At 69.2% G+C, this 24,803-nt stretch carries 22 protein-coding genes and 1 tRNA gene; 11 read left to right on the top strand and 12 right to left on the bottom strand.

Annotated features, from left to right (window positions below; all coding sequences use genetic code 11):
- Positions 1-55 precede the first annotated feature (55 nt).
- Together AC1RN5_RS06040 and AC1RN5_RS06035 are read left to right on the top strand one after the other, a co-directional pair.
- Positions 56-1,756 carry a lytic transglycosylase domain-containing protein gene (locus AC1RN5_RS06040; protein WP_493040353.1) on the top strand — a complete coding sequence of 567 codons (1,701 nt, stop codon included), beginning with the start codon at positions 56-58 and terminating at the stop codon, positions 1,754-1,756.
- Between the two features lie 112 nt (positions 1,757-1,868).
- Positions 1,869-2,462, top strand: a complete 594-nt coding sequence (locus AC1RN5_RS06035) for a hypothetical protein (protein WP_493040352.1) — start codon at positions 1,869-1,871, stop codon at positions 2,460-2,462.
- Here AC1RN5_RS06035 and AC1RN5_RS06030 read toward each other — a convergent pair.
- On the bottom strand, positions 2,459-2,974 hold the full coding sequence (locus AC1RN5_RS06030) for a P-loop nucleotide/nucleoside kinase family protein (protein ID WP_493040351.1): 516 nt from the start codon (positions 2,972-2,974) through the stop codon (positions 2,459-2,461). The genes AC1RN5_RS06035 and AC1RN5_RS06030 overlap by 4 nt on opposite strands.
- Positions 2,975-3,079: 105 nt before the next feature.
- On the opposite strand from AC1RN5_RS06030, the gene AC1RN5_RS06025 reads away from it, so the two are divergent.
- Complete coding sequence (locus AC1RN5_RS06025; protein WP_493040350.1) at positions 3,080-3,592, top strand: GNAT family N-acetyltransferase; 513 nt, start codon at positions 3,080-3,082, stop codon at positions 3,590-3,592.
- Here the strand turns inward: AC1RN5_RS06025 and AC1RN5_RS06020 are convergent.
- Positions 3,589-3,951, bottom strand: coding sequence for a hypothetical protein (locus AC1RN5_RS06020; protein WP_493040349.1), 363 nt, complete (start codon positions 3,949-3,951; stop codon positions 3,589-3,591). The two genes, AC1RN5_RS06025 and AC1RN5_RS06020, sit on opposite strands and share 4 nt — an antisense overlap.
- Positions 3,948-4,415, bottom strand: a complete 468-nt coding sequence (locus AC1RN5_RS06015) for a GFA family protein (protein WP_493040348.1) — start codon at positions 4,413-4,415, stop codon at positions 3,948-3,950. Before AC1RN5_RS06015 ends, AC1RN5_RS06020 begins: the two co-directional genes overlap by 4 nt.
- A gap of 190 nt (positions 4,416-4,605) precedes the next feature.
- Here AC1RN5_RS06015 and AC1RN5_RS06010 point away from each other — a divergent pair, with 190 nt between their 5' ends.
- Complete coding sequence (locus tag AC1RN5_RS06010) at positions 4,606-4,794, top strand: hypothetical protein (protein ID WP_493040347.1); 189 nt, start codon at positions 4,606-4,608, stop codon at positions 4,792-4,794.
- A gap of 17 nt (positions 4,795-4,811) precedes the next feature.
- Here the strand turns inward: AC1RN5_RS06010 and AC1RN5_RS06005 are convergent, their stop codons facing one another.
- A complete protein-coding gene (locus tag AC1RN5_RS06005; RefSeq protein WP_493040346.1) occupies positions 4,812-5,270 on the bottom strand; it encodes a glycosyltransferase in 459 nt (152 codons plus the stop codon).
- A gap of 86 nt (positions 5,271-5,356) precedes the next feature.
- On the opposite strand from AC1RN5_RS06005, the gene AC1RN5_RS06000 reads away from it, so the two are divergent.
- Complete coding sequence (locus AC1RN5_RS06000) at positions 5,357-6,457, top strand: PA0069 family radical SAM protein (RefSeq protein ID WP_493040345.1); 1,101 nt, start codon at positions 5,357-5,359, stop codon at positions 6,455-6,457.
- Positions 6,458-6,556: 99 nt separating this feature from the next.
- Positions 6,557-8,404, top strand: coding sequence for an ATP-binding protein (locus tag AC1RN5_RS05995; protein WP_493040344.1), 1,848 nt, complete (start codon positions 6,557-6,559; stop codon positions 8,402-8,404).
- Here the strand turns inward: AC1RN5_RS05995 and AC1RN5_RS05990 are convergent.
- A complete protein-coding gene (locus AC1RN5_RS05990) occupies positions 8,401-9,690 on the bottom strand; it encodes a class I SAM-dependent RNA methyltransferase (protein WP_493040343.1) in 1,290 nt (429 codons plus the stop codon). The two genes, AC1RN5_RS05995 and AC1RN5_RS05990, sit on opposite strands and share 4 nt — an antisense overlap.
- 169 nt (positions 9,691-9,859) lie before the next feature.
- Between AC1RN5_RS05990 and AC1RN5_RS05985 the strand changes: the two genes are divergently transcribed.
- Together AC1RN5_RS05985 and AC1RN5_RS05980 are read left to right on the top strand one after the other, a co-directional pair.
- A complete protein-coding gene (locus AC1RN5_RS05985; protein WP_421931985.1) occupies positions 9,860-10,288 on the top strand; it encodes a glycine zipper 2TM domain-containing protein in 429 nt (142 codons plus the stop codon).
- A gap of 40 nt (positions 10,289-10,328) precedes the next feature.
- Positions 10,329-10,970, top strand: a complete 642-nt coding sequence (locus AC1RN5_RS05980; RefSeq protein ID WP_493040342.1) for a glycine zipper 2TM domain-containing protein — start codon at positions 10,329-10,331, stop codon at positions 10,968-10,970.
- A gap of 35 nt (positions 10,971-11,005) precedes the next feature.
- Here AC1RN5_RS05980 and AC1RN5_RS05975 read toward each other — a convergent pair whose 3' ends face one another.
- From AC1RN5_RS05975 to AC1RN5_RS05950, 6 genes are all read right to left on the bottom strand, one after another.
- Positions 11,006-11,746, bottom strand: coding sequence for a TlyA family RNA methyltransferase (locus tag AC1RN5_RS05975; protein WP_493040341.1), 741 nt, complete (start codon positions 11,744-11,746; stop codon positions 11,006-11,008).
- 156 nt (positions 11,747-11,902) lie between these two features.
- Positions 11,903-13,663: a class I adenylate-forming enzyme family protein gene (locus tag AC1RN5_RS05970; protein ID WP_493040340.1), complete on the bottom strand. Its 1,761-nt coding sequence runs from the start codon at positions 13,661-13,663 to the stop codon at positions 11,903-11,905.
- A gap of 109 nt (positions 13,664-13,772) precedes the next feature.
- Entirely contained in the window at positions 13,773-16,436 is a 2,664-nt protein-coding gene (locus tag AC1RN5_RS05965; protein ID WP_493040339.1) for a valine--tRNA ligase, read from the bottom strand.
- A gap of 142 nt (positions 16,437-16,578) precedes the next feature.
- Positions 16,579-17,121 (bottom strand): DUF2497 domain-containing protein, encoded by a 543-nt coding sequence (locus AC1RN5_RS05960; protein WP_493040338.1) that lies wholly within the window; start codon positions 17,119-17,121, stop codon positions 16,579-16,581.
- A 143-nt stretch (positions 17,122-17,264) separates the two neighbouring features.
- A complete protein-coding gene (locus AC1RN5_RS05955) occupies positions 17,265-18,773 on the bottom strand; it encodes a TolC family outer membrane protein (protein WP_493040337.1) in 1,509 nt (502 codons plus the stop codon).
- Positions 18,774-18,894: 121 nt separating this feature from the next.
- Entirely contained in the window at positions 18,895-19,464 is a 570-nt protein-coding gene (locus AC1RN5_RS05950) for a protein-L-isoaspartate O-methyltransferase family protein (protein WP_421931992.1), read from the bottom strand.
- A gap of 152 nt (positions 19,465-19,616) precedes the next feature.
- On the opposite strand from AC1RN5_RS05950, the gene AC1RN5_RS05945 reads away from it, so the two are divergent.
- A tRNA-Cys gene (locus AC1RN5_RS05945) sits at positions 19,617-19,690 on the top strand.
- A gap of 142 nt (positions 19,691-19,832) precedes the next feature.
- On the opposite strand, the gene AC1RN5_RS05940 is transcribed toward AC1RN5_RS05945, so the two are convergent.
- The gene (locus tag AC1RN5_RS05940; RefSeq protein WP_493040336.1) at positions 19,833-20,729 is read right to left on the bottom strand and encodes a LysR family transcriptional regulator; all 897 of its coding nucleotides are present in this window, start codon (positions 20,727-20,729) and stop codon (positions 19,833-19,835) included.
- 269 nt (positions 20,730-20,998) lie between these two features.
- On the opposite strand from AC1RN5_RS05940, the gene AC1RN5_RS05935 reads away from it, so the two are divergent.
- Together AC1RN5_RS05935 and AC1RN5_RS05930 are read left to right on the top strand one after the other, a co-directional pair.
- Positions 20,999-23,476 carry a TonB-dependent receptor gene (locus AC1RN5_RS05935; protein WP_493040335.1) on the top strand — a complete coding sequence of 826 codons (2,478 nt, stop codon included), beginning with the start codon at positions 20,999-21,001 and terminating at the stop codon, positions 23,474-23,476.
- An 85-nt stretch (positions 23,477-23,561) separates the two neighbouring features.
- On the top strand, positions 23,562-24,797 hold the full coding sequence (locus AC1RN5_RS05930; protein WP_493040334.1) for an MFS transporter: 1,236 nt from the start codon (positions 23,562-23,564) through the stop codon (positions 24,795-24,797).
- Positions 24,798-24,803 lie beyond the last annotated feature (6 nt).

The raw sequence follows: 24,803 nt of genomic DNA, 5'->3' as shown, positions 1-24,803 counted from the left end.
CATTGGAAGTAGGGCCACGCCAGACTCGCTAGGATGCGGCGGCGTGGAAGTGGGCATGACGCAGACCAAGCGCGTGCGGATCGCGGCCCTGGCCCTGATCTGCGCCACCATCGCGGGGAAGGCGCTGGCCGGCAGCCCGCAAGTCCTGACGCCCGCCGATGCGCAGGGTTACGCCCGGGCCTTCGAATCCGTCGACCGCGGCGATTTCATCGACGCCACCATGCAGAGCATCGAGCTCAGCGACCCCTCGCTCTCCGGCTACATCACCTATCGCGGCCTGATGCACCCGACGGCGCACAAGTCGAACTTCGACGAGCTGTCGGGCTGGCTGTCGCGCTACGCCGACCTGCCGGTGGCCGAGCGGATCTACACCCTCGCCAGCAAGCGCAAGACCCCCGACCTGCCCCCGCCGGTGGTTCCCGGCCTGACCGGGGTCGACTGGAGCAAGATCGAGCTGGTGCCGCCCGGCTCCGGCGGGCCCTTCGACGCCGACAACGCCCGCCTGGCCCGCGAAGCCTTCTATTCCGGCGATTCCAAGCGGGCCCTGGACCTGGCCCGCGCCGTGAATGAGCGCTGGATCGCCGGCATGGCGGCCTATCGCCTGCGCCACTACGACCAGGCCGAGACCTATCTGTCGCAGCTCGCCCAGGACACCGACCAGGATATCTGGGTCCGGGCCGGGGGCGCCTATTGGGCCGCCCGCGCCGCCGAGGCGCGCGGCGCCTCGGACCGGGCCGCCACCTATCTGCGCCAGGCGGCCGGCTCGCCCCAGACCTTCTACGGCATGATCGCCGAGCGCCAGGTCGCCCTGCGCGGCCTTGGCCCCGCCCTGCCCCTGTCGGAGGCCCAGCCCTACCAGCCCCGCGCCCGCCAGGTGATCAAGGCCTCCTATGGCGGCCCCACCGCCGAGGTGGCCCGGATGATGCGCGACGACGTCCGCGCCCACCGCGCCGCGGCCCTGGCCCAGATCGGCCGGGTGGCGGAAGCCGGCCAGGAGCTGCGCGCCGGCCTGGCGCTCGCCCGCACCGCCGAGGAGCGCGCCCGCTGGAGTCAACTGGCCGCGGTGATCAATGCGGGCCTCGCCGAGGACATGGCCGCCGCCGGCCCCGCGCGGCGCCGCGGCGAGCCGGACTATCCGACCCCCAGCCTCAATCCCCGCGAGGGCTTCAAGATCAACAAGGCCCTGGTCTACGCCATCGTGCGCCAGGAGAGCCGCTTCAACCCGGGCGTGGTCTCGCCGGCCGGGGCCGTGGGCCTGATGCAGCTGATGCCCGACGCCGCGGCCCACGCCACCGGCAACGCCCGCCTGCGCGACGACATGAGCCCGCTGTTCGACGCCGGCTACAACCTCAAGGTCGGCCAGGACTATGTGGCCTGGCTGATGGGCGAAGGGGTCGGGTACGACATCCTGCGCACCGTGGCGGCCTATAACGGCGGCCCCGGCACCCTGCAGAAGACCGCCCAGATGCTGGGCGAGGACGACGAGAGCCTGATGGTCATCGAGTGCATGCCCGCGCCGGAGACCCGCAACTATGTCGAACGCGTCATGGCCGCCTACTGGACCTATCAGAAGAAGTTCGGCCAGGAGTCCCGCACCCTGGACGCGCTGGCCAGCGGCCAGAAGTACATCGACGCCCGATGGGACGCCCCCCTGCCCGCCCCGGTGGTGAAGGCCGAGGTCGCCGCCGACGACGAGGACGACACCGACGCCAAGACCAAGGCCGGCAAGAAGGCCAAGCGCTCCAAGCGCGGCTGAGCCGTCCGGCCCGCGACGGCCAAGTTCAGCCCTCATTCTGCGATTAGCTCTGCGCCGCGCGGCCATCTGGCCTAAAGCGATCCACGACGCACGCCCGACCCCGGAGGCCAGATTGAGCGAGACACCCCGCAAACGCCTGCCTCTGCGCTGGCTGAGCCTGGCGGAGATCGTGGGCGTGGTGGCCGTGGTGGTGGCCGTGCTCGGCTATTGGGACTCCCACCGGGAACGCGCCCAGGAGGCGCGCGAGAGGGCCCTGGCCGCCCGCGAGCGCCAGGTGGAGGTCCGCGCCGCCGCGCTGAAGCAAACCTTCCTGATGACCGGGGCGGCGGAAAGCTCCGGCGAGCGCATCCGCCTGGCCTCGCTGCGGCCCGAGCAGGTGATCCAGACCCAGACCGTCTGGTTCCCCAAGGCGGTCCGGGCCGACAGCCTGGAGACCACCGGCAATCCGCGCCTGGAGGCGGGCTGGATCGAGGACGGCCTGCGGAAGGCCAAGACCAAGACCGGCCGCGTGCCGGTGGGCGTGCTGACGGTGTTCTTCGAGGACGGCCAGACCAAGACCGACCGGGCCGTCTACTGGGTCGGCTACAGCCTGCATCCCCGCACCCTGCGCGGCGACCGGCTGGAGCTGGAGGGCCTGTCCCTGGCCCGCCGCGGCGTGGCCGGCGACCTGCAGGCGGCCGCCGACAACCTCTGGGCCGCGCGCTAGGCTTGCGGGCCGTCTCGCGCGTCCCGGATGAGCTGGACGCAGTCCTCCAGGCCGCGCCCGGCGGTGTCCACGATGAGATGCTCGCGATCCCAGGGCTCGGGGGCCGCCGCCGTCACCGCCGCCCAGTCGGGCAGGACCAGGCCCGGAACCTCGCTCGTGCGGCTCTCCACCCGCCAGCGGTGCTCGCCCGCGTCCGAGCACAGGACCTCCACCTCCAGGACCCGGGCCCCGGCCGCCAGGCCCGCCGCGCGCCAGGCGTCCCGGGTCACCTTGCGGTCGTTGACGCTGTCGGCGACGACATCGCGGCCCAGGCGCAGATTGTCGCCCGCCACCGCGTAGGCGGCGCGGTAGCTGACGTCCTTCAGGTCGCCGGGCACGACGCCGGACTCGCGGATCGCCTGGTCCATGGAATCGATCCGCAGCCAGACCGCGCCCGACTCCTGGGCCAGCCGCCGGGCGAGGGTGGACTTGCCGCTGGCGGGCAGGCCGGAGAGGACGATGAGGGTGGCCATGGCTCCTACCAACCTACGCCCCGGGATCTGCGGCTGTCGACGTGGAGTGGGTGGCGGGCGGAAAACCGCTTCGCACTTTCGCCAAACCCGCTCTAAGCACCGCCGATGACCGTCACCCTCACCCCGGCCTCCGCCGCCCAGGAGCCCCTGCTCCAGAACCTGATCCAGCTCTACACCCACGACTTCTCGGAGTTCTGGGCCGGCACGCCGCATGGCGACCTGCTGGCCGACGGGCGGTTCCCGCCCTACCCGCTGGATCCCTACTGGAACGCGCCCAACTGGTCGGCCCACCTGATCTGGCACGACGGCGACCTGGCGGGCTTCGCCCTGGTCAACGACTACGCCCATGGCCCCGTCGCGGTGGACCGCAGCGTGGCGGAGTTCTTCGTCGTGCGGAAACACCGGGGCGGCGGGGTCGGACGGCGGGCGGCCGAGCTGGTCTTCGACCTGCACGCCGGGTCCTGGGAGGCCGCGGTGGCGCGCAAGAACCTGCCGGCGCTGGCCTTCTGGCGACGGACCATCAGCGGGGCGGAGCGGGCGGCCAACCTGCAGGAGACCGACGTCCAGACCGACCGCTGGAACGGCGCGATCCTGCGCTTCGACTGGCGCGCGGCCTAGCCGAGCGCCCGCCCCCAGCCGAACCACAGCCAGCGGCTGACGAGCATCAGGAAGCCCATCGCGACCAGGGGGCCAAAGAACCTGAAGGTGTGGCGGGTGATCTTCTCGGGCAGGAAGGTGTCGAACAACGGCCCCTCGCCCGCGCCATACCTCACCGCCACCGCGGTCAGGGGACACCTGAACCCCCAGGCGGCGAAGACCAGGCTCTCGACGCCGATCAGCCCGACCGCCCACCACAGCCAGGGGCCGTGGGCGCCGGTGACCGCGCCGAACAGCGTCACGAAGCACGCGGCCGCCATCGTCAGATAGATGGCCGTATGGACCGCCCGCACCAGCATCAGGCCCTGCGCGTCGCTCACCCTGGGGCGGCGCCGGCCTGGGCCATGTAGGCCGCGCTCAACCCCTCATAGGCCTCGAAGGCCGGGAAGGTCTCGAAGCTGTGGACCGCGGGCGTCGTGGCCCAGGGCAGCTTCTCGCGCGTATAGGTCTCGATGAAGGGGACGAACCAGGACGGCTCGTCCAGCATCGTCGGCCGCAGGTTGACGAACCAGTCCATCCCGCCGGGCCGGGTGAACATCCAGCTCATGCAATGGGGGCAGAAGTGGTGGCGGTCGGGGCCATGCAGGCCGCCGATCACCGGCTCCCCCGCCGTGACTGTGAACCCCTCGCTGGGGATGGCGGCGCTGAGGGAGAAAGCGCTGGCGCTCATCCTCTGGCAGCCGGTGCAATGGCAGGCCATGGTCAGGATCGGCGCGGCGGTCACCTTGAACCTCACCTGTCCGCAGCGGCATCCGCCCTCCCAGGGCAGGCTCGGCGGGGTCATGATCTTGTCCTCCTGTGAGCGCCGATAGTGCGTCGCGGGCGCGGGCGCGCAAAGCCTCGATCGCGGCAGAGGCGGGTCGCGCCTGACGCCTGGCCGCAAAAATCGCGTCCTAGGTGCGACGTCGAACAGACGCGGACGGAAAAGGCGGGTTCAATCCAAAGCACCGCAACGATGCGTGGAGCCCGCGAGCGTGTCAGCTTCCGACATGGACAAGTACGTCGCGCACCAGAACGTCGAGCGCTTCGAGCGCATGCTGGCGGCCGCGGGCGGGCACGCCGACGAGGACCAGATTCGCGCCTTGCTGGCCGAGGCCCAGGCGGCGCTTCTGGCGATGCAGCCCGCGAGCCCGGCCAAGGACCTCGGGGGCTCCGGGCGCTAGGCGCCAAGCCCGGCCCCCTATTTCAGGGTGGGCAGGCGTCCGAACTGACGGCGCAGGCGCGCGAAATCGGCGTCGGGGGGCAGGTTGCCCAGCTCGCTCTTGCGGATCAGGAGCCCCCAGGGGCCGGGCTTGAGGCGGTCCATCAGCCCCCCGCCCTGAGCCACCCCCTTCAGCCCCGCCGAGCGCCCCTGCTTGACGCCGCGCGCCACCCGGTCGGCCCAGTCGTGGGTCAGCTTCATGTCGGCGGGCAGCAGCAGAATCCAATCCTGGCGGGCGCGCTTCATGGCAGCGGCGATGCCGTCGGTGACCACCTCGACCCCGGCGTCGTCGCAGATCAGCAGGGTCGGATCGGTGGAGCCCTCGTCGGCGGCCATCACCTCGCGCACGAGGCCGTCCACCGCCGCCGGCACCAGGACCGTCAGCAGCTCGGGCAGGTCGGCGGCGGAATTGGAGGTGGGGATGATCACCGAGAGCATGGCGCCACAAGCGATGCGTCGGTCACCTCGGTCAAGCGGCGGGATATTGTTCTTGATTTGTTCCGTCGCCTCGGCTTGGATGCGGCATGGCCACCTTCACCCAGCAGGTCCACCCTGCCCCCCAGGTCCGGGGCCGCGGCGCGCGGTCCAACGCCTCGGGCCGTTATGAGGCGCAGGCCCGCGAGGCCTTCGATGACGGCTGGACCGCGGACGATCTCGAACCGGCGAAGCTGAAGACCAGCCTGACGGCCGAGAAGGCCCGGGTGATCATCTCCAAGAACACCAGCCCCGATGTTGGGTTCAGCCGCTCGATCAACCCCTATCGCGGCTGCGAGCACGGCTGCATCTACTGCTACGCGCGCCCGGCCCACGCCTATATGGGCCTATCCCCGGGCCTCGATTTCGAGAGCAAGCTGTTCTTCAAGCCCGACGCGGCGGCGCTGCTGGAGGCCGAGCTCTCCAAGCCGCGCTACCAGCCCATCCCCATCCACATCGGCGGCAACACCGACCCCTACCAGCCCCAGGAGCGCAGCCTGCGGATCACCCGGTCGATCCTCGAGGTGCTGGCCCGCTTCCAGCACCCCTTCTCGATCATCACCAAGTCGGCCCTGATCCTGCGCGACCTCGACCTGCTGGCGCCCTTGGCGGAGGCCAACCTGGTGCGGGTGGCGATCTCGGTGACCACCCTGGACCGCAAGCTCGCCCGTAGCATGGAGCCGCGGGCCGCCACGCCGGAGAAGCGGATCGCGGCCATCCGGGGCCTGGCGGACGCGGGTGTGCCGGTGATCGTGATGTTCGCCCCCGCCATCCCCGGCCTCAACGACCATGAGATGGAGGCGGTGCTGGAGCGGGCCGGACAGGCCGGCGCCCGGGGCGCGGGCTATGTCGCCCTGCGCCTGCCCCTGGAGATCAAGGACCTGTTCCGGGAATGGTTGGCGAGCGACCATCCCGACCGCGCCGGCCGGGTCATGTCCCTCGTGCGCCAGATGCGCGGCGGCAAGGACTACGACGCCGACTGGGGGACGCGGATGAAGGGCCAGGGGCCGCTGGCCGACCTGATGGCCGCGCGCTTCAAGGCGGCGCGGCGGCGCTACGGCCTGGAGTTCGCCTTCGAGGGTCTGGACCTAACGCGGTTCCGGGTTCCGGTCCGGGCCGGCGACCAGGGCGACCTGTTCGCGGGCGGATAGATCAGACGGCGCGAGCTTTTAGAAAAAGCGGCCCGGTTTTCAGTCAGTTAATCGAACTGTTCTTAAATGGTCCGGCAAGCAGGGGGCAGGTGACCGGTCATGGACGGCCAGACCACCACAGCAACGATGGATCCCGCGGCCAACGCCAACGCCTACCAGTTGACCCTGGCGGGCCTGGCCATGCCGGTCAAGATCCACGTCGTCTTCAACGCCGTCGCCCTGGCGGCGGTCCTGGCGCTTGGCCACCCGGTGGTCGCCGGCCTCGCCTTCCTCGCCAGCTGCGCCGTCGACACCCTCTATCAACGCATCATCGCCCGCTGGCTGGCGCGCAGCGCGCGGACCGAGGTCGCGCGCGGGTTCCGCCAACTCGCCCTGCTGTGCGTGGCGCGGGTCTCGACCTATCTCGTCGGCCCCACCGTCCTGGCCATCTGGGGCGGACAGAAGGAGCTCGCCTACCTGGCCATCACGGTCGCCTCAATGGTGGCGGTCGCCTGCGCCAGCGGCTCCCTGTCGCGCATCGTCTTCTGGTCCTTCGCCGGTCCCGCCGTCCTGGCCCTGACCGTGACCCTGGTGGCGATCTTCCCCCCGGCGGCCGTCGCCGGCCTGATGATCTCCATGGCCTGCCTGATGGTGCTGCTGGTGATGATCTCGAACGGCACGACCCGGGCGGTGACCAGCTGGCAGGAGGCCTACGCCTCGAACCTGGCGATGATCCCGCAGCTGGAGGCCGCCCGCGACCACGCCATGGCCGAGACCCGGGCGGCCGACGAGGCCCGCGAGGTGGCCCGCCAGGCCAATCTCGCCAAGTCGAACTTCCTGGCCACCATGAGCCACGAGATCCGCACCCCCATGAACGGCGTCCTGGGCATGGCGCAGTTGCTGCGCCGGGAGGAGACCGATCCCGTCCAGGCCGGCCGGCTGGAGACCCTCATGGAGAGCGGCGAACACCTGCTGTCGATCCTCAACGACATCCTCGACATGTCCAAGGTCAACGCCGGGCGGCTGGACATCACCCCCGCCCCCGAGAACCTGCCCCTGTTCCTGGACCGCGCGGTGGCCTTCTGGCGCGCGCGGGCCGACGAGAAGGCCGTCGCCCTGCGGCTGGAGGCCGACGAGGACCTGCCCAGCCATGTCTGGATGGATGCGATCCGGGTGCGGCAGGTGCTGTTCAACCTGATCGGCAACGCCCTGAAGTTCACCGACCAGGGCGCCGTCACCGTCAGGGTCGCCGCCCAACCCGTCGGCGAGACCGCCGCCCGCATCCATATCTCGGTGATCGACACCGGCCCCGGCATCCCGGAGGAGCACCTGCCCGTCCTCTTCGAGCGGTTCTCCCAGGTGGACGAATCCGAGGCGCGCAGGTTCGGCGGCACCGGCCTGGGCCTGGCGATCGCCAGCCAGCTCACCGAGTTGATGGGCGGCCGGGTGTGGGTCGAGAGCAAACTCGGCCAGGGCTCGACCTTCCATGTGGAGGCCATCTTCGACCTGGCCCAGGCGCCGGCCTCGGCGGCCGTCGAGCCCGTGGCGGAGGAGGCTCCGGCGGCCGACCTCGACCTGCTGATCGTCGACGACAACCCGGTCAACCTGCTGGTGTTGGAGCAGATCCTCCACGCCTTCGGCCACCGGACGGAGAAGGCCGCCAGCGGCCAGGCCGCCCTGGACCTGCTGGCCCGCCGCCCGTTCGACCTGGCCCTGATGGATATCCAGATGCCGGGCATGAGCGGCGCACAGGTCCTGCAGCGCCTGCGCGCCGGCCCGGGCCCGAACCAGGGGGTCCCGGTGATCGCCCTGACCGCCGACGTCACCTCGGGCGGGCGGGCGCACTATCTGGAGCTCGGCTTCACCGAGCACACCGCCAAGCCGATCCAGATCCCCGCCCTGATGTCGGCCATCTCCCGGGCCATGGCCGATCCGGGCGCCGAACGGGCGCTCGTCCAGGCCGGCTAGCGGGAGAAGACCCCCACCAGCTCCACGTGCGGCGACCACAGGAACTGGTCCACCGGCAGCACGCGGTCGAGGCTGAAGCCGGCGTCGATCAGCACCCGGGCGTCACGGGCGAAGGTGGCCGGGTTGCAGGACACACCCACGATCTTCGAGACCTTGGAGGCCGCCAATTCGGCGGTCTGCTCCAGGGCGCCGGCCCGGGGCGGGTCGAACAGCACGGTGTCGATCTTCTTGAACTCCACGGCCAGGACCGGGCGGCGCGTCAGGTCGCGGGCCTCGGCGGTGACGCCCTTGAGGCCCGGGGCGGTGGAGATGGCCGAGGTCAGGGCGCGGATGGCGGGGGCGTGGCCGTCCACGGCGTAGACCGGCGCCACCTGGGCCAGGCGGAAGGTGAAGGTCCCCACCCCGCAATAGAGGTCGGCGATGCGCTCGGCGCCGGCGACCTGGGCCACGGCGAAGGCGGCCATGGCGGCCTCGGCCTCGGGCACGGCCTGGAGGAAGGCGCCCGGCGGCAGGGCCACGGCGGCGGGGCCGAGGCGCACCACCGGCTGGCGCGCGCCATAGGCCACGTCCCCGTCCATGGTGACGCGGGCGAAGTCGGCCTCGGCGGCGGCCTCAGCCAGGCGCATGCGGGCGTCGGCCGACAGGCCCCCGCTCTTGCGCTCCACCCCGGTGATGTCGACGTCGATCCCCTCCGAGGTCAGGGTGACGTGCAGGGTGGGCGCGGACTTGGGGTGCTCGAACAGCGGCGCGGCCATGCGGCGCAGGGCCGGCAGGGCCGCCTCAAGCCGGGGGTCGGCGATGGGGCAGACGGTGATGTCCACCAGGTCCCAGGACTTGCGGCCCTTGTAGCCGAGGCGCGCCTCGCCGCGCTTGCCGGGGCGGGCGTGCAGGGCCAGGCGCCGCCGCGTGCCGGGCTTGGCCGCGAAGGGCGCCAGGATCTCGCTCTCGATGCGCTGCAGGCCCAGCGTCGTGCGCAGGCGCTCCACCTTCCAGGCCAGGTAGGCGCCGTGCTCCCAGTGCTGCAGGGCGCAGCCGCCGCAGACCCCGAAGTGCGGACAGGGCGGGGTCACCCGCTCGGCGCTGGCCGTGAGGATCGCGTCCAGCTCCCGGCGCTCGCCGCCGCCGACCGCGCGGACCCGCTCGCCGGGCAGGGTGAAGGGCACATAGATCGGCCCGGGCGCGACGCCGTCCCCCTCCCCGCCGATGGTCTCTATGACCACCTCGACGGGCGGTCCCACGGGCTGGGGGCTCTCGGGACGGCCGGGGCGGCGGCTGGAACTTCGCATGATCGGGATCATTTACGGCTGGGGGGCGGATGGTAGCTTCACCTTGCGCACCTGAATCCAGATGAACGGGCGTCGTGCGTCTGTTCAAGACCCGTTCAGGTTCGATACGTCAAACCTCATCTCCGAAAGCGGGGCCTTGGCGCCGCCGGAGCCTGCGAAGGAAAAGACCATGAAGCGTACGTTCGCCCTCACCGCCGCCGCCGCCGTCCTGGCGACCAGCCTTGCGGTTCCGCAGTTCGCCGCGGCCCAATCCACCCGCTCCTACGGCACCGGCGACATCTGCCGCGAAGCCCGCCGCGAGTCCGGCCACAAGGGCGCCCTGGTGGGCGGCGTGCTCGGCGCGCTGGTAGGCTCCCAGGTCGCCGGCAAGGGCGCCAAGACCGAAGGCGCCGTGCTCGGCGGCGTGGTCGGCGCGGCCGCCGGCAACCAGGTCGGCCGCAACCGCGTCAACTGCAAGGGCTATCCCAGCCGCGTCGCCCAATCCTCCTACAGCCGCAAGAACTGCCAGTGGGTGAGCGAGTACTACGGCGGCCGCGACCACAGTTTCGAGATCTGCCGCGGCAAGGATGGCGTGTGGCGGCCCAGCGGGCGCTCGTAAGAGCCCCTCCACCTTTCCAGTCCCAAACGGGGAGTTTCCGATGACCAACACCTTCGCCAAGTCCGCCCTCGCCGGCGTCGCCGGCGTCATGGCGCTCAGCGCCGCCCTGGCGGTTCCGAGCTTCGCCTCGGCGCAGTCGGGCTACTACGGCAACAGCTACGACAGCGGCTATTACGACCCCTGCCGCCGGTCGTCGTCGAACCGCAGCACCACGGGCGGCCTGATCGGCGCCCTGGCCGGTGCGGCCATCGGATCCAACGTCGCGGCCCGCAACGCGCGGACCGAGGGCGCGGTGCTGGGCGGCCTGGTCGGCGCGGCGGCCGGGGCGAAGATCGGCAAGGACTCCGCGGCCTGCACCCCCAGCCGCCAGAGCCACTACGGCGACAGTCGGTACGGCTCCAACAGCTACTACGGCAACAGCCAGTACGGCTCCAACGGCTACTACGGGAACGGCTACGACAACGGCTACGCCCAGCGGACCTACGACTACGACCGCTCCAGCAACTACGACAACGCCTATGACCGCTATGGCCGCAGCTACAGCGTCTCCACCCAGGGCGGCGTAGGCGCGGACGGCTGCACCCTGGCCGAGAGCCCGATCTACCTGCCCGACGGCCGCGTCCAGAAGCGCTTCGTGCGGGTCTGCCAGGACAGCCAGGGCCGCTATCAGGTCGTCGACTAAGACCTAGAGCCTCGGACGAACCAAGGCCGCCCGGTTCACGCCGGGCGGCTTTTTCGTGCGTGCAGCAGGTATTCGGAATTGCCGTCCCCGCCGAGGATGGGGCTGTCGGCGGTGTCGAGCACCGACCAGCCCGAGGCGGTCAGGAAGCTGGCCACGTCGGCCAGGGCGCGGGCCCGGGCGGTGGCGTCGCGGACCAGCCCGCCCTTCCCCACCAGGTCCGGCCCCACCTCGAACTGCGGCTTCACCAGGGCGATCAGGTCGGCGCCGGGGGCGGCCAGGGCGAGCGCCGCCGGCAGCACCTTGGCCAGGCCGATGAAGCTGGCGTCGCAGACCACGACTTGCGGCGGATGCGGGATCAGATCGGCCGTCAGGCTCCGGGCGTCCAGCCCCTCCAGGGCGGTGACCCGGGGATCGGCGGCGAGGCTGGCGTGGAGCTGGCCCCGGCCCACATCGACGGCGTAGACCCGCGCCGCGCCGCGCGCCAGGCAGACCTGGGTGAAGCCGCCGGTCGAGGCGCCGACATCCAGCACCACGGCGCCCTCGACGGCCACCGGCCAGAGCTCCAGGGCGTGGACCAGCTTCAGCGCCCCGCGCCCCACATAGGGGTGGGCGGCCTGCCCCCGCAGGTCGCAGGCCTCGTCCAGCATGTCCGAGGCCTTGGCCACCGTCCGGCCATCAGCGGTGACCCCGCCGGCCTCGATGGCCGCGCGGGCCTTGGCGCGGCTATCGAACAGGCCGCGCGCCACCAGCAGGACATCGGCGCGGACACGGCTCATCGCCAGACTCCGCTCACCCCGGCGCAGGCCGGGGCCCAGGTCCAAAGGCTCGACGCGTCGTCAGAAGCCGCCCTGTGGATGTCCTGGCAGATCAGGCGCTCTGCGACCTGGCTCCCGGCCTTCGCCGGGATGAGCGGTTGAGAGCGCATCTCGAGATCAGGCGCTCGCCGTGTCCTCTTCGAACAGCTTCTTCAGCTCGTTCTTGAGAATCTTGCCATTGGCGTTACGCGGCAGGGTCTCGTGCCAGAACTTCACCTTCACCGGCACCTTGAAGGCCGCCAGGTGCTCGGCCACGTGGGCGCGGAGCTCGGCCTCCGTGGCGGTGGCGCCGGGCTTCAGGGTGACCACGGCGCCGGGCTCCTCGCCGAGGGTCCGGTGGACGATGCCGACGACGGCGGCGTCCATCACCGCCGGGTGGTCATAGAGGACGTTCTCCACCTCGATGCAGTAGATGTTCTCGCCGCCGCGGATCAGCATGTCCTTGGCGCGGTCGATGATGAAGCAGAAGCCCTCCTCGTCCACGCGCGCCAGGTCGCCGGTGCGCACCCAGCCGTCGACGAAGGTCTGGGCGGTGGCCTCGGGCTTGTTCCAGTAGCCCTTCACGATCTGCGGACCATTGGCCCAGAGCTCGCCCACCTGGTTGGGACCCAGCACCGTGACGCCGTCGGCGGGGTCGCGGATCTGCAGCATGCTCACCGGCACGGCCGGGCCGCAGCTGTCGGGGCGGTTGGCGTAGTCCTCGGCCCCATGGGTGGTGACGGTGGCGCAGGTCTCGGTCATGCCCCAGCCGTTGCCGGCGGCCGACTTGGGGAAGGTCTCCTTGATCTTGCGGACCAGCTCCGGCGCCGAGGGGGCGCCGCCATAGGCCACGCTCTCCAGGGAGGACAGATCGTACTTCTCGCGCAGGGGATGCTCGATGAGCTGCCAGGCGATGGTGGGCACCCCGCCGGCCGACTGGATCTTCTCGCGCTGAATCAGCTCGAAGGCGCGGATCACGTCCCACTTGTGCATCATCACCAGCTTGGCGCCGCCGGCCAGGGACGGGTTAAGCACGGCGAAGCAGCCGGTGGCGTGGAAGAAGGGCACCGAGATCAGCGAGGAGCGCTGGGGGGCGTTGGGATCGGGCTGGGGCGGCGCCTCGCCGCGGCGCAGGAAGGCCCGGGCGCCGGCCACCGCGCCGGCCATGATGTTGGAATTGACCGCCCGGTGGGTGGCCAGCGCCCCCTTGGGCTTACCGGTGGTCCCGGAGGTGTAGAAGATCGTCGCGTCGTCGTCGGTGTCGATCTCGACGGCCGGCAGCGCCTGGTCGGGCAGCTTGGCCCAGTCGTTGGGGCCGCCCAGCACGGCCTCCAGCTTGCGCACCATCGGGTGGGCGATCTCGTCCGCCTCGCGGCTGACATAGATGGTCTGCAGGTCGGGGCAGTTGGGCAGGTGCTCGGTGAGCCGCTCGTAGCGCTCGGCGTCGAGGATGGCGACCTTGGAGCCGGAGTCGGTCAGGCCGTATTCCAGCTCGGGCCCGGTCCACCAGGCGTTCAGCGGGGTGACGATGGCGCCGATGGACTCCGCCGCATAGAAGGCCACCGGCCATTCCGGGAGGTTGCGCATGACGATGGCGACCCGGTCGCCCTTGGCCACGCCCTGGGCCTGCAGCTCGCGGGCGAAGGCCGAGACGGCGCGGTAGAAGGCCTCGAAGGTGACGCGTTCGTCCTCGTAGACCAGGAAGACCTTCTCACCGTGGGCGCGGGACATCTCCACCACCGAGCGCAGGGTGGGCGGCTGGTTCTTCCAGGTCTTGGTCTTGACGCCCCGGATGACCACCTCCTCGATCTCCGCCGGAGTCCCCGGGGCGGTGATCATGGCGTGGGCCTGGGCGATGGACATGGCGGGCCAGCCGGCCGGCAAGACAGCCTCGGACATCTGAGCGTTCTCCACTAAGCGCGCGGCGTTCACAGGCCGCGTCGTCCTAGGTGAACAAGCATAACCTAGGCGTCGACGCAAACAGCTGTTTGGAAGAACGCCGGTCGGCTCAGACCACGGCTTCCAGGCGTGCCAGGGCCCCTTCCAGCTTGGCTTTCGCCGCCTCGGACTCGGCCAGGCGCTCGCGGTTCTCCTCGACCACCTCCTCCTTGGCGCGGGCCACGAAGTCGGGGTTGCCGAGCTTCTTCATCACGTGGGCGATGTCGCTGGCCAGGGTGGCGATTTCCTTGGCCAGGCGGGCTTTCTCGACGGTCAGGTCGATGAACTCGGCCACCGGCAGGGCGAAGGTGACGCCCTGGACCACGAAGGGGATGGCGCCCTGTGGCGCGGTGTCGGCGATCCGAACCTCCGAGGCGCGCAGCAGTTGGGCCACGATCGCCCCGTTGGCCTCCAGCACGGCGCGCTGGTCGGCGTTCGCGTCCAGCACCAGCAGGGGCGGACGCGCCGAGCCCGGGACGTTCAGCTCGGCCCGCACGGAGCGGCCCTCGGTGATGGCCGCCACGATCAGGCCGATCTCGGCCTCGGACTTCGGATCCAGCAGGCTGGCGGGCAGATCGGGCCACTGGGCGGAGATCAGCATGCCCTCGGCGCGCGGGGCGCCGAGATCGGCGGTCTGGGCCCACAGCTCCTCGGTGAGGAACGGCATGATCGGGTGCAGCAGCTTCAGGATCACGTCCAGGGCCCAGGCGGCGGTGGCCTGGGTCTCGGCCTTGGCGCCGGCGTCCTCGCCCTTCAGCAGGGGCTTGGAGAGCTCGACATACCAGTCGCAATAGGTGTTCCAGATGAACCGGTAGAGGGCGTTGGCCGCGCCGTCGAAGCCGCAGGAGGCGATGGCCTCGGTGACCGACTGGGCGGTCTTCTGGGTCTCGCCGACGATCCAGCGGTTCAGGGGATTGCTCACCGCCGCGGGGTCGAAGCCGTCGGCGCGGACGCAGCCGTTGAACTGGCAGAAGTTGGCGGCGTTCCACAGCTTGGTGCCGAAATTCCGATAGCCTTCAATGCGCTGGGTCGAGAGCTTGATGTCCCGGCCCTGGCCCGACATGGCGGTCAGGGTGAAGCGCAGGGGGTCGGCGCCGTACTGGTCCACCAGCTCCAGCGGATCCATGACGTTGCCCTTGGACTTGGACATCTTGGCGCCCGAGGCGTCGCGGACCAGGGCGTTGAAGAACACCCGCTTGAAGGGGACCTGACCGGTGAAGTGGAGACCCATCATCATCATCCGGGCGACCCAGTAGAAGATGATGTCGAAGCCGGTCACCAGGGTGTTGGTGGGGTAGAAGCGCGCCAGGTCGGCGGTCTCCTCCGGCCAGCCCAGGGTGGAGAAGGGCCACAGCCCGGAAGAGAACCAGGTGTCCAGCACGTCCTCGTCCTGGCGCAGTGGCTCGTCGCGGCCATAGAATTCGCGGGCGGCGGCCCGGGCCTTGTCCTCGGTCTCCTCGACGAAGATCTTGCCGTCGGGCCCGTACCAGGCGGGAATGCGGTGGCCCCACCAGAGCTGGCGCGAGACGCACCACGGCTCGATGTTGCGCATCCACTCGTAGTAGGTCTTCTCCCAGGTCTTGGGCTCGAGGACCGTGCGCCCCTCCTCCACCGCCTTGATGGCGGGACCGGCCAAAGTCTTGGCGTCGACGTACCACTGGTCGGTCAGGTAGGGCTCGACGACGACACCGGAACGATCCCCGTGCGGGACCGCGTGGCGGGTCTTCTCCACCTCGCGCAGCAGGCCCAGCTCCTCGAAGGCGGCGATCACCTTCTTGCGGGCCTCGAAGCGATCCAGGCCCTGATAGTCGCGCGGGCCATTCTCGTTGATCTTCGCATCCGGGGTCAGGATGTTGATCTGCGGCAGGTTGTGGCGCTTGCCGACCTGGAAGTCGTTGAAATCGTGGGCCGGGGTGATCTTCACCGCGCCGGAGCCCTTTTCCGGATCGGCGTAGTCGTCGGCGATGATCGGGATCGGCCGGCCCACGATGGGCAGGCGCACGGCCTTGCCGATCAGATGCTTGTAGCGCTCGTCGGTGGGGTGCACGGCGACGGCGGTGTCGCCCAGCATGGTCTCGGGGCGAGTGGTGGCCACGACGATCTCGCCCGAGCCGTCCTCCAGGGGATAGGCGAAGTGCCAGAAGTGACCGTCCACCTCCTTCTGCTCGACCTCGAGGTCGGAGATGGCGGTCTGCAGGGCCGGGTCCCAGTTCACCAGCCGCTTGTCGCGATAGATCAGCTTCTGCTTGTGCAGGGTGACGAACACCTTGCGCACGGCCGCGCTGAGGCCCTCGTCCAGGGTGAAGCGTTCGCGGCTCCAGTCGCAGGAGGCGCCCAGGCGGCGAAGCTGGTTGGTGATGGTCCCGCCGCTTTCGGCCTTCCATTCCCAGACCTTGGCGACGAAGGCCTCGCGGCCCATGTCGCGGCGGCTCTGGTTGCCGGCGGCGGCCAGTTGCCGCTCGACAACCATCTGGGTGGCGATGCCGGCGTGGTCGGTCCCGGGCAGCCACAGGGCCGCCTTGCCGCGCATCCGCTCGAAGCGGATCAGCACGTCCTGCAGGGTGTTGTTCAGCGCATGCCCGATGTGCAGCGAGCCCGTCACGTTGGGCGGCGGGATCACGATGGAGAACGGCTCGGCGGCGGGGTCCGAGGTCGGCGCGAACGCGCCCGAGCTCTCCCACTTCGCATAGAGGCGGGGTTCGGCGGTTTTCGGGTCGAAGGATTTTTCAAGCATGCTGAGGCGGTGCATATACGGGCGCGGCGCCTGCCGCAAATCCACGACACCCCGCACCCAACAAACGTCATCCCTCCGGCGCGGACGCCTCGGGGATCGCGGAAGGCCGGGCGATGTCCCGGCCCTGACGGTCAGGGGAGAATTATACTCGGCCGCCGCGCGCGATGCGTTCGACTTCCGACTGGACGGTGTCCTGGACGATGCGCGGCAGGTTGTCGTCCAGCCACTGCTTGAGCAGCGGACGCAGCAGCTCGCGCACCACGTCCTCCAGGGTGCGGCCGTCCCGGGGCATCAGGATCTGCGACGACAGAGAACCGAAGGCCGCCGCGGCGGCGGCGGCGGCGGGATCGCCCACCAGGCCGGCGCCGGGACCCACGTCCGGGGCGTCGTCGGCCCAGGCGGTCGGTTCGGGCGGCGGCGTGTAGGCCGGCTCCGGCTCTGGGGTTGGGGCGGCGGCGGCGTAGACGTCGATGTCGCCGTGGGTCTCGACCTTCTCGGTCAGTTCCAGGACGCCGTCGTCCTCGTCCTCGGGCGGGATGGGAATCTCTTCGGCGACGGGGGCCTCGGCGGGCTCCTCCTCGGGCGCGGCGGCCTCCGAACCGGGCGCATCATCTTCGGAGATGATGCGGCGGATGGAGGCGAGGATCTCCTCCATTGTCGGTTCTTGAGAGGTCTGGTCAGACATGTTGAGCCGTCGCTGGAGCGAAGAGAGAATCCGTCAACGCCAGCCTAGGCGCGACGGTGTGATCCTGCAATTTCCGCCAAGCTGCGCAAGCGCGGATTCGCCCGATAGGCGAAACGCCGCGCCTGTCACCGACGGGCCTGACCTTATTTGGGCGCGGTCGCCAGGGCGCTGACCGGCTTTTCGTGCGGCTTGGGGGTCAGGGCCGAATCGACGATGGCGATCGGCTCCTCCCACGGCACCCAGCCCCAGGCGAAGCGCAGCTTCCCGAAGTTCGCCTTGGGGTCGTAGTGCGGCGCATTGGGGGTCAGGTTGGCGGCCTCCAGCCGGCCCATCTGGGCCAGCACGCTGGCGGCGGCGACATATTCGTCGTGCCGGGCGGTGATCTGGGCGAGCTCGGCGGCGCGCAGCTCCTGCTCGGCGTTCAGCACGTCCAGGGTGGTGCGCAGGCCCACCTGCTGCTCCTGGCGGGTGCCTTCGGCGGCGATGCGGGCGGCGCGGACCTGGGTGTCGGTGGAGCCGATATTGGCGCGGGCGGCGCTGAGCTGGCTCCAGGACTGAGTCAGGCCCTGCAGCACCGACCGGCGGGCCGTCTCGACCCCGATGCGGTCGACATTGTTGCGCTCGATGGACTGGCGGACCCGCGAATTGGTCAGGCCGCCGGTGAACAGAGGTACGGTGACCCCAACCGAGGTGGTGAGGTTGCGCGAATAGAGATCGGTGTCGACCGGGTTGATGTCGCCGCTGAAGCCCAGGGTGGTGCGCAGCGCGACGCTGGGCATGCGTTCGGCCCGCGCGCCCGACAGCCGGGCCTTACTGGCCTGCTCGGCGTACTGGGCGGCGCGGATCTGGGGATTGTCCACCTGGGCGCTGTCGAAGGCCTGGTCGATGCTGGTGGGCAGCAGGTTGGCCAGGGACGGCTCGGGCGCCAGGTCCCCGGGGCTCTGGCCGACGATGGCGACATAGTTGGCGCGGCTGATGGCCAGCTGGGCCTGGGCGGTCTGGAACTGGGCCTGGGCCGAGGCCAGGCGCGACTCCGACTGGGCCACGTCGGTGCGGGTGATCTCGCCCACGTCGAAGCGGGCCTTGGACTCCTCGAGCTGGCGCTCGAGAACCCGGACGTTCTCCTGCCGGATGCGCAGGGCTTCCTGGTCGCGGCGGGTGTCGACATAGGCGGTGATGACATTGCCCAGCACCTGGGCCTCGACCCGGCGCAGATTCTCCCGGCCGGTGAGGATGTCGGCCTCCGCCGCCGACACCGCGGCGCCGACCCGGCCGCCGGTGTAAAGCGGCTGGCTCAGGGACAGCGAGGCGTTGCCGCGCTGGCTCTGGCTGATGCTGCGGGTGACGAACGTGTCGGGGATGCCGTCGCCGTTGGTGTCCACCAGGCCCGAGGCCCCGGGGGTGCGGCTGTCGGAAAAGGTCTCCTGCACCGAGGCGCTCAGGCTGGGCCGGTAGCCGCTCCGGGCCTGGACATAGGTCTCGTCCAGGGCTCGCTGGGTGGCGCGCTGGGCCTGCAGGGTCGGGTTGGACTCGTAGGCGAGCGCAATCGCGTCGGCCAGGGTTTCGGCGGCGGCGGGACCGGCGGTGAAACCGCAGATGAGGCCCGCGCTGCAGACTGCGGCGAGCAAACCTCCGCGACGGCTATTCAACATGCTTATCCCCGAAATCGGCGAGAGAGACCGGGGCCTATATGGCCGCCGAATTGAGATGACGCCAGAGGGCGTCACCTTAAGCTTTTTTCACGCCAAGGTTTCGGGTGCGTTTCAGCACGCTTCAGAAGGCGAAACCTTGATGCGCCTCAAATCCCGAAAGCAGCGGCGGGGTGGCGTCGAAGACGGTGCGGCGGCCGAGGTCGCCCTCGCCCCGGACATAGAGGCAGGCCTTGCCCACCGGACCGTCGCGCTCCACCACCGCCAGGCGTCCGCCAGGCGCCAGGGCCTTCAGCCAGGCCTCCGGCGCGCGGGCGACGGCGCCCTCGACGACGATCAGGTCGTAGTTGGCGCCGGGGACGGTCTTGAGGTCGCCCTCCTCCAGCCGGTCCACCACCACCTCCAGGGCCTCCAGGATCGCGGCGGCGTAGGGGGCGGCGATGGCCAGGGCCCGCTCGCCCTTCACCGGCTTGGCCATCTGCAGCAGCTTGGCCACGTCCCGGGGCTTCAGCAGCGCCCGGCCCGGCGCGTATTCGACCGGCGCGTCGGCATAGGCCAGATAGCGCTTGCCCGGCGGCACGAAATCCTCGCGCGGGATGGCGCGCATGGCGTCGTGGATGCGGATGTCGGTGACGTCGCTGGGACGCACCTGGCTCTCCACCATGTTCGAGCGGGCTTCGGCGAGATCGGCCATGATTCCCCAAACCGGAAACTGTAATTTCCGCGCTTATAGGTCGCCCCTTAACCCGAACGCAATGCGACCCTGCGACAGACATTGCCCGAGGCGGGTCGTTCTGTTAGCCATCCGCCCTTCAAAACTCCCGGCGTGTTCAAGACGTCGGCGTTGGCCTGATGGCGGAGTGGTTACGCAGCGGACTGCAAATCCGTGCACCCCGGTTCGATTCCGGGTCAGGCCTCCATATTTTCCCTAGACAATTCGGCCTAAGGCCAAGCCAGATTGCAGAGCGGTTTGCAGAAACCGTTCACGCTTCGGCCCGCCGGATGCGCCATCGTGATGGCGCGCGCGAGGCGACCGTCCCGCAAGAGCGGACATGCCCGAGGTCAGAACAGGGCGCGAAGCGCCTCAAGGAATTTCAGCACGGGCGGCGATATGAAGGTCTGTCGGCGACGATAGACATAGAACCGCCGATGGACGTTCAGTTCCTTCACGGACAGAACGCTGACAAGGCCCGCCGAGCGTTCTGCGGCGAAGAGGGGTTCGGGAAGCCATCCGAGGAACTGGGTTCGTGCGACCATGGCCTTGATCGCCGCCGGGGACCGGGTCTCCACGCGCACCCGGGGGAGCGTGACGTTCAGCTGTTCGAGCAACGAGTTGAAGAGCCTGCGGGGTTCCGCGTCCTCCGGCGGCATCACCCACTCCATGCCGTGGAGGTCCCGGATCGTCAGGTCCTTCCGTTCCAGAAGCGGGTGGGTCGCCGACGCGATGACGCTGTAGTTGTCGCTGAACCTCGAGTCCCCGACCTGAACGATGTCCGGGCTGCCGGGGATCGCGCCTGACAGCACGATATCGATCGCGTTGTTGGCCAAGGCCTGGGCGAGTTTGTCCTCGACCGCCTCGGTGATCTGGATCTGCAGGCCCGGCGACTGACCCAAGACGCGATCGAGAATCGAAGGCAGGACCATGATGGCGGCGCTCGCGACCGCCCCAATGCGCAAGGTTCCGCGATCCAACCCCCGCAGGGCGTCGATCTCGTCGACGGCGTGGACCGCCTCCGTGGTCAATCGGTTCGCATAGGGAAGAAGCGCCTGGCCGAAGCTGGTCAGCTCCATCCCGGTGGTGCGGCGCTCAAAGAGCTGAACGTGGAGCTGTGTTTCCAGCCGCTTGATGATGCGGCTCACCGCGGGCTCGCTGCAATGCAGGGCGTCGGCGGCGCGCCCCAGGCTGCCGGTCTCCACGACGGCGAGAAAGGCGCGGAGCTGCCGGGGATCGAGGCTCATACCGAAACCTTATGACTTGCGCCTGAATCGGCAATAGGCGCCCCCAAATCGTTGGATCAAGGTCTTTGACAAGATCGTCAAAATGAAGGGGGCGATACAATCCGGTCCCGAGGCGTCTGGCGAGCGCTTGGCGCCCTCGCCGTCGGCGCGCGGATCCGGCGCGCCAGTCGGCCGACTTCAAAGCGACTCTTGGCGAAATAGTCAAAACAAACGCCTGTGGCGGCGACCGGGGAAAACTCGGCGTCGCGTCATGGGTCAGGGAGGGAACCATGACGAAAAATAAGAGCGAACTGCTTCTGAGGGCGTCGAGTCTGGTCCTGTCGGCATGCGCGCTGTCCTGGGCCGCCCCGGCCGCCGCCCAGTCGACAGCCGACCGGGGTGCGACCCAGGTCGAGGAAATCATCGTCACGGCGGAGAAGCGCTCGGCGAACCTGCAGCAGGTGCCGATCGCCATCCAGGCCTACAACGCCGAACAACTCCAGAATTCGGGGGTGCAAAAGCTCACCGACGTGATGCGATTGGCGCCCAACCTGAACATGTCCGACCAGAATTCCCTTAGCCAGCACATCGTCATTCGCGGCGTGGGCACCAACGAGTTCTTCGGCAACGCGCCCTCGTCCGTCGGCATCTACATGGACGAAGTGACCTTGAACTCGTCCTATATGAGCACGCTGGGGCTGTTCGACATGGAGCGGGTGGAGGTGCTCCGCGGCCCGCAGAACAGCCTCTTCGGCCGCAACACCACCGGCGGCGCCGTCAACTACATCACCCAGCAACCCAAGCCCGGCGCCCCAGTCGACGGGTATGCCGAAATCACCTACGGACGGCATGATCTCATCGACGCCGAGGCCGCTTTCGCAGCGCCCCTCGGCCCGGACGCCGGGGTTCGGCTGGCAGGCAAGATCCATCATCGCGACGGGATCTGGAACAATCTGTCCGATGGCGATCACCACTATGGCGATGAGGACCGCTACGCCCTGCGCGGCGCCCTGGTGTGGGAGCCCTCCGACGCCACGCGCGTCACCTTCAACATTCACTACGCCCACGACGACAGTCAGTCGCATCCTCAGAAGGTCACCGGATCTCTGGCGAACAATCCGCCCCTGCGGGTCAACGACACCGTCCCCTTCACCGGCAATATCGATTGGGAAAACCCGGTCCTGACGGCCAGCCTCGTCAATATCGAGGGGCTGAATCGCACCACGTTCCGCTGGCGCGATGTCTATAACGGCGGGGGACAGGTCGCGAAGCTCGACGTCTATGGCGCCTATGTGAAGATCAAGCACGACTTCGAGACGGTCTCGCTCACCTCGATCACCTCCTATGATCGGACCCACGCGCTCTACGAGGAGGACAATACCGGCACGGTCAACGGGCCGGCCGGCCTGAACCACGATGTGCTCGTGATCGACATGGACCAGCTCTACAAGCAGGTCACCCAGGAACTTCGCCTGGCCTCGATCGACGACAAGGCGGCGCTGCGCTGGATCGCGGGGCTCTACTACCTGAAGGAGGATTCGGTCCTGGCGCAGGACATCCGCTTCGGGACGAACGGGTTCCCGGGGGCCCACCCCTCGGCGGCGGGCGTGACCCCGCCCGCCCTGTTCGACGTCATCCCGAACCCCTACAGGAACACGGCGTCGTTCAGCATCTCCGACCTGAGCGACAAGAGCGTCTCAGCCTACGGTCAGGCCGACTACAAGTTCACTGAGAAGCTCAGCGGCACCCTTGGCCTGCGTTACACCCACGACGACAAGACCAACCCCCACTTCCTCGCCGGGGCCTTCGACAAGACAGGTATTCCGTCGGCGACCTACTATGACAAGGCGTTCCTGTACTCGCACATGGTCAATACGCCCTGTCTGTTCGCGAAGGGCCTGAGCGCGCCCTTCCAGGGCAATTGCACCGACGACATCAACAACCGGACGCCCCTGAAGAAGGGTGAAGTCGGCGGCAAGATCGGTCTGCAATACCACTTCACGCCCGATGTCATGGCCTATGGGAGCTACTCGCGCGGGTTCAAGTCGGGGAAGTTCGATCTCGAATTCCTCCACACCAACGACACGCCATTCCCGCAACGGTCGCTCAAGCCTGAGACGCTCGACGCCTTCGAGCTCGGCTTCAAGTCCACGCTGATGGACCGCTCGCTCGTGTTCAACGGCGCGGTTTTCTACAATACCTGGAAGAACCAGCAGGTCTTCAACGTCGGCGTCAACGGCCCCGAATTCAACAATCTGCCGGAATCGAAGATCTACGGCGCAGAGTTCGAAGTGACCTGGGTGCCGGCGGCTGGCTGGTTGGTCAACGGTGGCCTGGGGCTCCTCCACACCGAGCTCGTCGATGTCACCGGCCTGGACTTCGACCTGCACCAGGGGGACTTCCAGAAGGGTCACGAACTGCCGCTGTCGCCCAAGATGAGCGCCAACGCCTCGATCGCCAAATCCATCGACCTGGGCGACAGCCGTCTGACCATCGGGACGGACATGCGCTACCAGAGTTCCTCGAAGGCGAAGTACAGCCCGCAGCCGCCGATCGACGCCTATACCTCGCGCTTCGAAATCAACGCCCACGCCGACTACATGTTCGGTCCCGACTGGCGCTACACGCTCTCGGTCTTCGGAACCAACCTGACGTCGGAGAAGTACTGCAGCGAATTGCAGGATCTTCGGGGCGTGTCGGGATCCTATTACTGCGTGCCCAACGACGGCGAGCTGCAGTGGGGACTGATGGGCCGGGTGAAGTTCTGACCTGGCTGGGCGCGCGGCCGCGGGCCGCGCGCCCAGCGCAAGGACACGATCGATTCCCACCTGAGCCTGTCGAGGACACGACCCAATGCGCCAGCAGGTTGGCCGCCTTTACGAACCCCTCCTGATCGGGCTCCTCAGCCTCAACTTCGGGATCCTGTTCTTCGATCGAAACGCGTTGAACTTCCTGATGCCGTTCGTGCAGCCCGACCTGGGGCTGACGAATACGCAGATCGGACTGATCGCGTCGGTCTTCTCCCTCACCTGGGCCGTCGCGGGCTTCGTGGTCGGCGGGGTGTCGGACAGGACTGGCCTGAGGAAGCCCATCCTCGTCGTCGTCACCCTCGGCTTCGCGCTCTGCTCGGCGCTCTCCGGGCTTGCGGCCACCTTCGGCGCCCTGTTCCTCACCCGGCTGTTGATGGGCGTGCTGGAGGGCGGCGTCCTGCCCATCAGTCAATCGCTGACCGTGACCGAGGTGGCTCCGGCCCGCCGCGGCCTCGCCATGGGCTTCATGCAGAATTTCGGCTCCAACGTCCTGGGCTCCACGGCGGCTTCCATCATCCTGGTCGCCGTCGCCACCAGATTCGGCTGGCGCAACGCCTTCTATCTCGCCGCGATCCCGGCCGTGGCCAGCGCCCTGCTCATCTGGCGCTTCGTGCGCGAGCCGCCACGGGAAGCGAACGCGCCGGGCGCGCCCAGGGCGCGGCTTTCGCTGCGGCAGGCCGTGGCCCAGCGCAACGTCTTCATCTGCATGCTCATCTCGGTCCTGATGGTGTCGACCCTCGTCATCTGCTTCGCCTTCATGCCGTTGTTCCTCATCCAGGTCCGCAAACTGGATCCCGGGGCCATGGGCTGGCTCATCGGAACGCTCGGCGTCTCGGCCGGAGTTGCGGGATTTGCGGTGCCGGGAATCTCCGACTGGGTGGGGCGCAAGCCGGCCATGGCGCTGGCGCCGCTGTTCGGAATCATCGCGCCCCTGGCCGCCCTGTACTTCCAGGGCTCCATCTGGGGCCTGGCCACCCTCTTCTTCCTGGGATGGACGGCGATCGGGACCTTCCCCCTGTTCATGGCGACCATCCCGTCCGAGACGATCGATTCCCGGCACACGGCGACCGTCCTGGGGCTGATCATGGGCGTCGGCGAAGGCGTGGGCGGCGTGCTCTCGCCCACGCTCGCCGGCGCCGCCGCCGACCGTTTCGGACTTCAAGCGCCGCTCTGGATCATGGCTGTCCTGCCGATCCTGGCGGGGCTGCTCGCCCTGGGCCTGAAGGAGACGGCGCCGAATCGTCTGCGCGCGCTGCAACCCGCCGACTCCGAAGCATGAGGGTGA

The organism is Phenylobacterium sp. GW821-FHT12F10, from assembly GCF_058806695.1.
This window is presented reverse-complemented; position numbering and strand designations above follow the sequence as displayed.